Origin of the sequence: Psychromonas sp. Urea-02u-13, assembly GCF_002835995.1 — a bacterium.
Classification (GTDB): Bacteria; Pseudomonadota; Gammaproteobacteria; order Enterobacterales; family Psychromonadaceae; genus Psychromonas.
This window is the reverse complement of record NZ_PJBZ01000149.1, coordinates 1-4,216: the sequence shown is the minus strand read 5'-3', so window position 1 is coordinate 4,216 and position 4,216 is coordinate 1. Positions and strand designations below refer to the sequence as shown.

The following is a 4,216-nucleotide window of genomic DNA, read 5'->3' as shown; positions in this document are numbered from 1 at the left end:
ATAAAGCAGCGTTATCACACTCAAACAACCATTCACTTAGTACTTGATGGGGCAGGATATCATCTTTCTCATCTAGTTATTCAAAAGGCAAAAGATCTTGGTATAACACTTCACTATCTCCCTCCTTACAGCCCAAACCTCAATCCTATTGAACGGCTGTGGAAGGTAATGAATGAACATGCGAGAAATAATCGTTATTTCGCTACCGCCAAGGCTTTTCGAGAAAGCATAAATTCATTTATTGCCAATTTTTACTTTTAATCTAAAAAAGCAGTAAATTAAAAGATAACCAACTGATAATTAGAATGAAAATAAAAACCAAAAAAACAAACACATTGTAACTTACATTTTCAATGTATAAAAATGATGATATTTTTGAGAAAAATGCGAGGAGAATAGGTTAAAGAATATGGTAAATTTTAAATATAATATAAGGGTGGAAGTCGAGTTCACTTATTTTTTTGACATTTTAGCCGCGCGTAATTTACGCATTTCTTTAGGGTCTGCGGTTAAGGGGCGATAAATTTCAATACGATCACCCGCTTTAATAATTGTTTCTAATTTTTCTGGACGACTAAATATTCCCACCTTCGCTTGATGAGGCACGATTTCAGGAAAATGCGTAATAATACCAGACAATTTAATGCATTCTTCAATGCAACTGCCGGCTGGCACTGGCAGTGATAATAGTACTTGCTTGTGCGGTAAACCATATACAACTTCAATCTCAATCATGTCACTCATATTTTTTACCTTATTCCATACACTATTTTAGCACGTTCAGAAAACGACTTAACCATTGAACCGACTAACTCATTAAATATTCGCCCAAAAGCAACTTCTACCAATTTACTACTAAATTCGAACTTCAAATCTAAACTTACTTTACATGCTTGCTCATCGAGTGGCATAAAGTGCCAACCACCACTTAAATGTTTAAAAGGGCCATCGATTAAATTCATGTTAATTTCGCGACCATCTGACAAGCTATTTTCCGTCGTAAAAACCTGTTTTATTCCCGCTTTTGAAACCGTCACCGACGCACTCATTACATCATCAACATGCGTTAAAACTTTAGCATCTACACAACCAGGTAAAAACTCAGGATAAGCATGTACATCATTGACTAATTTGTACATCTCATCAGCGCTATACATTAACAGTGCACTTCGCGAAACTTCTGCCATTGAATCTACTCTTAGAAAAAACCGCAAGTTTACACTAAACAGTAAATAAATCCCAAATTGAAATCGTATTTTAAATTTCATAATACGCATACCCTTTAGCAAGCATTAAGCTCAGTAAGCATTAATGAGGCAACTGAAAATCAACGAGTTAAATCAGCGTTAATAGAGGCACTATCCTGTTATGGGGTGAATATAAAACGAAACCACCTCCTCGTGACAGTCTTCTGGGCAGTTCAACCCTATTTTATAAAAAGCACGGTGATTCAACACAGTAGCATTCGCTAATAGCGCTCCCTTGAAAAACGAGTACTGATAATTACTCAAAAATACACCATGATTAACCTTACCTTAACATCCTAGTTAACGACTGAATAAAGCTCTTTGATTGATGACGGGTACAGGTTACAATCGAGACTATGGCTAAAAAAAATTCAAAAACTAAAAACAATGATAATACGATTGCACGTAATAAACGTGCAAGTCACGAGTACCACCTAGAAGAACGCTTTGAAGCGGGTCTTGAACTTCAAGGTTGGGAAGTGAAATCGTTACGCGCGGGTAAAGCAAATATAGCGGATAGCTACATTTTCCTGAAAAATGGAGAAGCGTGGCTATTAAACGCAACTTTCCCTCCCTTAATCGCAGCGTCATCACATGTAGTTTGTGATCCGCTCCGCTACCGTAAATTACTACTTAAACGTCGTGAACTCGATAATCTCGTTGGTAAAGTAGAACGACAAGGTTACTCGATTATTCCAATCTCTTTATATTGGAAAACAGCATGGGTTAAAATATCATTTGCACTCGCGAAAGGTAAACAAGAGCATGATAAGCGTGCCGATGTAAAAGATCGTGAATGGAAAGTACAAAAAGAACGCATGATGAAGCATGACACCCGTAAATAACACGTAACAAGTTAATAAATAGCAAAAAAAGGTAATGTCTGATAGATAATACTATCTTCATCATCTTTGTTTTGCTATTGTTGAAACGTAAGCAAGTGAATGTGCTTACCACTGTGGGGATGATATTGGACTCGACGAGATTCTTGAAACCCAAGGTGCATGCCGAGGTGGCGGTTGGCCTCGTAAAAAGCCGCCAACGTTATAGTTGCAAACGACTCTAACTACTCTCTAGCAGCTTAGGCTAGCTAGCCTTCCACCCACGTTTCTCCTATGGGCAGGGATTCGGAAGGTCATTCACATTTGGATAGCGAGGGAACCTTGTTCGAGGGTGAACCGCGAAATAGTATCGAACTCGCTTTTTGGTATCCTGTCTATTGGAGATCAACGAGTTAACCAAAAAATAGACTAAGCATGTAGTACCGACGATGTAGGTTTTTCGGACGGGGGTTCGAATCCCCCCATCTCCACCACCTATGAGGTTCTAAAATATTAAGAACCGACTAAAGCCTGTAATATCAACTACCATTGATATTGCGGGCTTTTTTTATGCTTATTAAACGAGTGTTTTTAATATAAATGGCTGATCTGTTACACAAAATGCTACACGTTTTGCTACACAGAGAGGCATAAATGACAATCTCCACCACCCTATCCAAACGCAATGGTTATTACTATTTCCGTAAGCGCGTCCCCGCTGATCTTCAATGTTACTTCAATAAAAAAGAAATAATAAAGTCACTTAAAACAAATCAGTTATCTACAGCCCTACTCTTATGCTCTAAAATGTTATCTTCACATAATAATCATATGCAAAGATTGAGAGAATCAAAATCAATGAGTAATGAAAACCCATATTGGATAGTTGAATCTGCTGAAGAAGATGAGGATGATCTGGATCTGGATCTGGAAAATGATACAAATGGATTGCGCTCAGACCTGCAGATAATTGTAACAACTACCGCGCAAGATGGCACAAAGACTGAAATGACGATTGATCATGCAGGTGATATCGAAGCAGAGCGCGAAACTGCACAGCAATTACTACAAGTGCACAAATTCAATCAAGCATTAGTGCAACAGCCGATTATTGCCACTGCTACAAAGTACACTCTCAAGCATGTAGTAGATAAGTATCTTGAATCTAAAAAGCAAAGTGGGGCTATAAATGCTAAATCACTTGAAACATACAGTAATAGTTTAGAGTTGTTAGTTGAGTTTTTTGGTACTGACACTGATGTTAAATCAATAAAATTAGAGAAAGCAGAAACATTTAGAAATATCTTGATGAAATTACCTGCTAACCGCAAGAAGACTAAAGCGTTAAAAGGTTTGTCATTGCAAGATACTGTAAAGAAAGAACTAACGCCACAATCAGCAACAACTGTTAAAGGTTGCGTAGAGCGTTGTAGTACTTTCTTTGATTGGGCTGTAAAAGCAGATTACGCAGATAAAAACTATTTCCATAAAATGACAGTACCTACTAAACGTAAAAAGAATCAGAGAACAGAGAGCGATGGGCTACTACTGATTTACATAAGTTATTCGCTCATAAAATCTATACTGCACATGATTTTGATAAAGTATTTCAGTACTGGCTTCCATTACTTGGCTTGTACACTGGTGGCAGATTAAACGAAATTGCACAGGCAAGCGTTAAAGATATTAAGCAAATTGATGGTATTTGGTGTATTTCAATCACTGATGAAGCAGAACATCAAAAGTTGAAGAATGCTAACTCAGCCAGAATCATCCCTATCCACCAGCATTTAATAGATCTTGGATTTATTGAATACGTGCAAAGCAGAGCAAGTAAAACACTCCTATTTGATGACTTATTGAATAGCAAAGCAGAAGTACCCCGAGATGGCTTAGGATCGAATGTAGGCAAATGGTTTAACCGATTTATTAAACGACTAGAAATACACAATGCGGTATTTCATAGTTTTCGACACACTGTTGCTGATGAGTTTAAGCAGAATGAGGTGCCAGAAACGCAAGCAATGGATATACTCGGTCATAAAAATCAATCAATTACATATGCTCGATACGCTAAAGATTTAAATGTTGCTACTCAGCAAAAAACCATTCAAACATTAGACTTTTCAAATGTGATTCAAAACATTA

General features: G+C 37.3%; 5 protein-coding genes, 1 other RNA gene and 1 pseudogene. 5 read left to right on the top strand and 2 right to left on the bottom strand.

What is annotated here, in order from left to right:
* Positions 1 to 240 (top strand): annotated as a pseudogene (locus tag CXF74_RS20700) (transposase); the annotation flags it as partial.
* 213 nt (positions 241 to 453) lie between these two features.
* Here CXF74_RS20700 and CXF74_RS20695 read toward each other — a convergent pair.
* On the bottom strand, positions 454 to 744 hold the full coding sequence (locus CXF74_RS20695; RefSeq protein ID WP_101084446.1) for an RnfH family protein: 291 nt from the start codon (positions 742 to 744) through the stop codon (positions 454 to 456).
* 5 nt (positions 745 to 749) lie between these two features.
* Positions 750 to 1,187 carry an SRPBCC family protein gene (locus CXF74_RS20690; protein ID WP_101084444.1) on the bottom strand — a complete coding sequence of 146 codons (438 nt, stop codon included), beginning with the start codon at positions 1,185 to 1,187 and terminating at the stop codon, positions 750 to 752.
* 416 nt (positions 1,188 to 1,603) lie between these two features.
* Here CXF74_RS20690 and smpB point away from each other — a divergent pair, with 416 nt between their 5' ends.
* From smpB to CXF74_RS20670, 4 genes are all read left to right on the top strand, one after another.
* Positions 1,604 to 2,092, top strand: coding sequence for an SsrA-binding protein SmpB (smpB, locus tag CXF74_RS20685; RefSeq protein WP_101084442.1), 489 nt, complete (start codon positions 1,604 to 1,606; stop codon positions 2,090 to 2,092).
* A 115-nt stretch (positions 2,093 to 2,207) separates the two neighbouring features.
* Positions 2,208 to 2,562, top strand: a transfer-messenger RNA (tmRNA) gene (ssrA, locus tag CXF74_RS20680).
* 160 nt (positions 2,563 to 2,722) lie between these two features.
* Entirely contained in the window at positions 2,723 to 3,724 is a 1,002-nt protein-coding gene (locus tag CXF74_RS20675) for a DUF6538 domain-containing protein (RefSeq protein ID WP_157822489.1), read from the top strand.
* Positions 3,703 to 4,216, top strand: a 514-nt coding sequence (locus CXF74_RS20670) for a site-specific integrase (RefSeq protein WP_198552944.1), incomplete at its 3' end; no start/stop codon positions are given. The genes CXF74_RS20675 and CXF74_RS20670, both read left to right, overlap by 22 nt.